The sequence below is a fragment of the Candidatus Margulisiibacteriota bacterium genome (assembly GCA_018822365.1).
GTDB lineage: Bacteria > Margulisbacteria > WOR-1 > O2-12-FULL-45-9 > XYB2-FULL-48-7 > XYB2-FULL-45-9.
Genome location: JAHJKL010000079.1, coordinates 1 through 5,151 on the forward strand (window position 1 = coordinate 1; position 5,151 = coordinate 5,151).

Below are 5,151 nucleotides of genomic sequence, written 5' to 3' on the forward strand. Positions count from 1 at the left end.
AAACTCCAACAAAGACAACAAGACGCCGCTCAAGATCATTGCCGAAGAATTGGGGACAGTTGACGTGGACCTTTTAACTCTACCGCCGATCATACTTGACGATAACTTCCAAATATACTTAAATGCTCTTAATGGGGAGTTGGCCCATCAGGGGGGGCACCATGTCCCCGGACTGCCCATTATTTAAGACGACTGCATTTCCGCGATCCGGAGCTGTTCCAGTTTCCGGTTGAAATTATTTTCCAAAACCGACGACAATATAACGGTAAATACAGGAGAACAATCATTTCTATTCCAAGTGTCTCATCAATTTCGCGCCGCGCTCGTTCGTTTGGCAAAACTACGAGAACAGCTGTTTTTGCGCTGGCTCTTCATGCCGGTTGCGGGGGCGAAAACCAAAATATTGAGACCGGCCGAAAAACACTTGATCCTTCAACTGATTGCCGTCAATATCCATCAACAATCCTGCAAGAGTTGTCAATTGAGTATGATTCTGACGCAATAGAGATACCGGGAGAAAAAGACGCGATAGCCAGGGTCATGGTTGAGATTGATTACAGATTTGTTAATGGCTTATCCTTTATTCGGATCGAAGAACAAGATAAGCCAAGCGAAACGGCCCCCGGCACGCTTGGTTGCAGATCGGGCGCCTTTAGCGGGCGATATAAAAATAGAAACCCTGATTTCCTTGGAATTATTCTCTGCCGTAAGTATGAGGACGGATTTGATTATAATTATTACAAAGCGATTCTCACGCACGAAATCGGACATCATGTTACCCTGGGATTGATAAATGCCAAGAAATACCAAGAGATTAGCAACCTATGGGAAAATAGCTCATGGGCAAATTCCTGGCTAAAAGCCCATAACATTAGCGACATCGAATATGCCGCTGTAGGATTTACTATGTATCAACTGGGAGGTGAACTATTCAGAACGTTATCTGAATATTATGAGGGGGACGCGGCGTTTTATGATTGGTTAAAAACCAATCTTTTTTGCGATCAGGAGTTTCCGAACCAACTTTGCTCCTGGCAAGTAATCATGGGGGATGAACTTCTTTGGCACAACCAATGCGCCCGCGCGCTATCCGCTTATTATAACGCCTTAACTAATTTCCCCGGCGATACGGAATGCGAAATCACAGCGCAAGCCGGCATTGCATCAGCTAAAGACCGTTGTCCCTAACACACTCCGGCGTCTCGCCGGCTAAACCGAGAGCATTTCCGCGATCCGGAGCTGTTCCAGTTCGATCTTTTTGATCAATTTACCAACTTTGTTGAGCGGGACCGGATTTACCCGGTCAGATTTTGTCCCTACCAGCAGACCGGATTTTCCGTGGATCAGCAGTTCGGCCGCGGTCGCGCCTAATTTACCGGCCAACTCCCTGGAGAACGCGCTCGGCGATCCCCCTCTTTGAATATGTCCCAGGACCGAAACCCGAATATCCATGTCAGGCAATCGTTTGGCAAGCTTATCCCTGACTGAACTGCCTGACTCCGCTCCTTCGGCCACCACCACTATAAAGCTCTCTTTCCCTCTCTGGCGTCCTTTGTTGATCTTGGCCGCGATGGCTTCTATATTGTGCTTCACTTCCGGGATAATGACGATCTCGGCGCCGCAAACCAGCGCCACATCAGCGGCAATAAAACCGTTATGCCGCCCCATCACCTCGATCACAAAAAGCCGCTCGTGGGAATCGGCGGTATCCCGGATCTTGTCGATCGCTTCCATTGCAGTGTTGACCGCGGTGTCAAAACCAATGGTAAAATCGGTCCCAGGAATATCATTATCGATCGAGGCGGGAACGACATTGATCGGCAGTTTAAAGTCATTGATCAAAGCGACCGACGCCCTCATTGAACCGTCGCCGCCGATAACGACCAACCCCTCGATCCCATATTTCCTGAAATTAATAACCGCTTTATGCCGATTGTTTTTTTCTTTAAACTCGGGACAGCGCTTGGTATGAAGAAAAGTCCCCCCCCGATTGATTATCCCGCTGACCGAATGCGCCGTCAGCTCATGAATATGGTCGTTGATCGCCCCATACCACCCCTTTTCTACGCCAAATACTTTAACCCCATGAAACACCGCTGTCCTGACCACCGCCCTGATCGCCGGGTTCATCCCGGGAGCGTCCCCTCCCGCGGTCATTACTCCAATAATATTTAATTTTTTTGCCATGATAAAACCTCGCTTTTGGCAATAGTATACATCATTTGGCCGGTATGTTAAAATTAATAAAAGGAGCTGATGCAAAATGGCCAGACAGATCAAGATCTTCGATACTACTTTGCGCGACGGGGAGCAGTGTCCCGGCGCTTCATTGAATCTTGAAGAAAAGCTGGAAATTGCCCGTCAGCTCGCCAAGTTAAATGTCGACGTCATTGAGGCAGGGTTTGCCATCGCCTCGCCTGGTGATTTTGAATCGATCAAAATGATCGCTCAGGAGGTTAAAGGACCGGTCATTTGCAGTTTGGCCAGGGCCAAAAAAGAAGATATCGACCGGGCCTGGGAAGCGGTCAAAGTTGGCGGGAAATCGCGGATTCACGTCTTTCTTGCCACTTCCCCCATTCATATGGAGAAGAAACTGCGCATGACCCCTGAGCAGGTCCTGGGAACCGCCGTTGAAATGGTCAAATACGCGCGGTCGCTCTGTCCTGATATTGAATTTTCACCAGAAGATGCCGGCCGCTCTGAACATGAATTTCTCTACAAGGTGATCGGCGCGGTCATTGATGCCGGCGCCACTACCATCAACGTCCCGGATACCGTCGGCTATACAACCCCCTGGGAATTCGGACAGTTGATCGAAAACATCATTAAAAATGTTCCGCAGATAAAAGCAAAAAATATTACTATTTCTGTCCATTGCCACAATGACCTTGGGCTCGCCACGATCAACTCCCTGGCCGCGATCAAAGCCGGGGCGGATCAGGTCGAATGCACCCTTAACGGCATTGGGGAGCGGGCCGGCAACGCTTCGCTCGAAGAGATCGTCATGACCCTGAAAACGAGGCACGATTACTTTAACTGCGCGACCGGGATCAATACCAAAGAGATCTATCGGACCAGCCGGATGGTCAGCAACCTGACCGGTCTTTTGGTCCAACCTAACAAAGCGATCGTCGGCGCCAACGCTTTTGCCCACGAGGCCGGGATCCATCAGGCAGGTGTTTTACGGGCAAGAGAGACATATGAAATTATGCTTCCTGAAGATATTGGGCTCAACCAAAACCGACTGGTCCTTGGCAAACACTCCGGCCGGAACGCCTTTGCCGATAAACTGAAAAATATGGGATATTCTTTAGAGAAAGACAAGCTGGAAAAAGCCTTTGTCCATTTCATCAAGCTGGCCGACCAAAAGAAGGAAGTCGACGATCGCGATATTGAAGCGATCGTCGCCGAAGAAGCTTATGTCGTTCCGGAGATCTATTCGATCGCTTCAATTGAGGTCACTTCCGGAACCGAAAAACAGGCCACGGCAACAGTTTCCCTTAATTATCAAGGAAAAGCGATCTCAACCACGGAAACCGGGGCCGGACCGGTTGACGCGGTCTACCAGGCAATTGGTAAATTAACCAATGTTAAAGCTAACTTGGTCGACTATATCATTCAGGCGATCACCGGCGGCACCGACGCCCAGGGGGAGGTTACCGTTAGGATAAAAGACGGAGAGACAATTTACGGAGGACACGGAGCCTCAACCGACATTATCATTGCCAGCGCCAAGGCTTATCTGGCGGCGATCAATCGGATGCTTACTCCTCGACCGTAATACAGGTCAGGGTTCTGGCCACCAGGCCGGTTGATTGGATCTTCCGAACGATCATTTCTCCCATCATTTTAAGGTCGGCCGACTCCACGAAAGCAATAATATCGTATGGACCGGTGACCAGATGGACAGTTTTTGCCCCTTTCAATTCTCTGATAATATTGGTTAATTCCAAAGCTTTCCCCGGCATTGCCTCGATCAAAATATAAGCGCTAGTCATATGTTCTCCCCCTTATTTAGGGAGTATAGCAAATTGCATATTATAAGCCAAGATGATACAATTTATTATTATGTGGCAGAAAATTGGCGGATATTTCTTCAGAGGATTGATCACCCTTCTCCCGGCCCTGATCACAATTTGGCTCCTCTGGTTCATGTTCTCTTTCCTGGATGGGATCCTGGGTAATTTTATTACGCTCCTCCTTGGCCATTCGATCCCCGGCCTTGGACTGATCGTTACGGTTCTGCTGATCTTCCTTTCCGGTTATTCGGCTACCCATATTTTTGGCGCCAAGCTTTTTCAGCTTGGGGAAGAGATCATTTATAAGATCCCGATCGTCAAGCATATTTACGCTTCGGCCAAGCAGATCAACGATGTCCTTTTTGCTCATAAAGGGACCGAAGAGTTCCGGCGGGCCTGTCTGATCGAATACCCCAGAAAAGGGATCTGGTCGATCGGTTTCATTACCTCCGACGCGGCGGCCGAGATCGAGGCCAAAACAAAGGAGAAGATGATCAATATCTTTATCGCCAACACCCCAACCCCGGCGACCGGGTTCCTGATCATGGTCCCGGCCAAAGAGGTTATCCTGCTTGATATGAAGATCGACGCCGCCTTTAAATATGTTATTTCCGGGGGGGTGCTCAAGCCGAGCGAACTCCCCAATGAAATGCCGGCTAAAAAAGAGGGTTAAACACCTTCAGGAAGCCATTTACCAGCGCTTCGGCTACTTCATTAAAAGAGACTTTCCGGCCAATAATTTCTTCGACACTGACCGCATTTAATCCATTCCCCACTTTCCTTAAGCAGGCAAGATCCTTGACCGGTGTCGAACGGATAAAAATCGATCCCTGTTGAAGAAGGGCCTTTTTCCCGCGTTTTTGCGCGCTTCCAACTATTTTTTTTCCATTCACGACTACTTCATATTCAGCCGGATAATTAAAACAAAGTCCGCCTGGAGGATAAACCTGTCGCTCCTGACTGATCCGTGCCTTGAGCCCCAACCCGGAAAGACCGGCCACCACCGCTTCCGAGATCTTTTTATAGGCCGGGATCAGCCCGGCGGGAAGCGATGGGTCATCTTTAGCGATCACCAGGGAATATGTCACTTCCGCTTCATTATGAAAAACGATCCCTCCGCCGGTCGGCCTGA

General features: G+C 49.1%; 7 protein-coding genes. 4 read left to right on the forward strand and 3 right to left on the reverse strand.

Annotation, left to right across the window (positions count from 1 at the left end; genetic code table 11):
• Both KKF06_07745 and KKF06_07750 read left to right on the forward strand, forming a co-directional pair.
• Positions 1-187: hypothetical protein (locus KKF06_07745; protein ID MBU1617645.1), on the forward strand; the 187-nt coding region annotated here is incomplete at its 5' end.
• Between the two features lie 353 nt (positions 188-540).
• A complete protein-coding gene (locus tag KKF06_07750) occupies positions 541-1,188 on the forward strand; it encodes a hypothetical protein (GenBank protein ID MBU1617646.1) in 648 nt (215 codons plus the stop codon).
• Between the two features lie 21 nt (positions 1,189-1,209).
• Here KKF06_07750 and KKF06_07755 read toward each other — a convergent pair whose 3' ends face one another.
• Positions 1,210-2,187, reverse strand: coding sequence for a 6-phosphofructokinase (locus KKF06_07755; protein ID MBU1617647.1), 978 nt, complete (start codon positions 2,185-2,187; stop codon positions 1,210-1,212).
• 76 nt (positions 2,188-2,263) lie between these two features.
• Between KKF06_07755 and KKF06_07760 the strand changes: the two genes are divergently transcribed.
• Positions 2,264-3,781 (forward strand): 2-isopropylmalate synthase, encoded by a 1,518-nt coding sequence (locus tag KKF06_07760; protein ID MBU1617648.1) that lies wholly within the window; start codon positions 2,264-2,266, stop codon positions 3,779-3,781.
• On the opposite strand, the gene KKF06_07765 is transcribed toward KKF06_07760, so the two are convergent.
• Positions 3,765-3,998: an Lrp/AsnC ligand binding domain-containing protein gene (locus KKF06_07765; protein MBU1617649.1), complete on the reverse strand. Its 234-nt coding sequence runs from the start codon at positions 3,996-3,998 to the stop codon at positions 3,765-3,767. The two genes, KKF06_07760 and KKF06_07765, sit on opposite strands and share 17 nt — an antisense overlap.
• A gap of 70 nt (positions 3,999-4,068) precedes the next feature.
• Between KKF06_07765 and KKF06_07770 the strand changes: the two genes are divergently transcribed.
• Positions 4,069-4,692 carry a DUF502 domain-containing protein gene (locus tag KKF06_07770; protein ID MBU1617650.1) on the forward strand — a complete coding sequence of 208 codons (624 nt, stop codon included), beginning with the start codon at positions 4,069-4,071 and terminating at the stop codon, positions 4,690-4,692.
• On the opposite strand, the gene KKF06_07775 is transcribed toward KKF06_07770, so the two are convergent.
• On the reverse strand, positions 4,676-5,151 hold a 476-nt coding region (locus KKF06_07775), incomplete at its 5' end, for an octanoyltransferase (protein MBU1617651.1). The two genes, KKF06_07770 and KKF06_07775, sit on opposite strands and share 17 nt — an antisense overlap.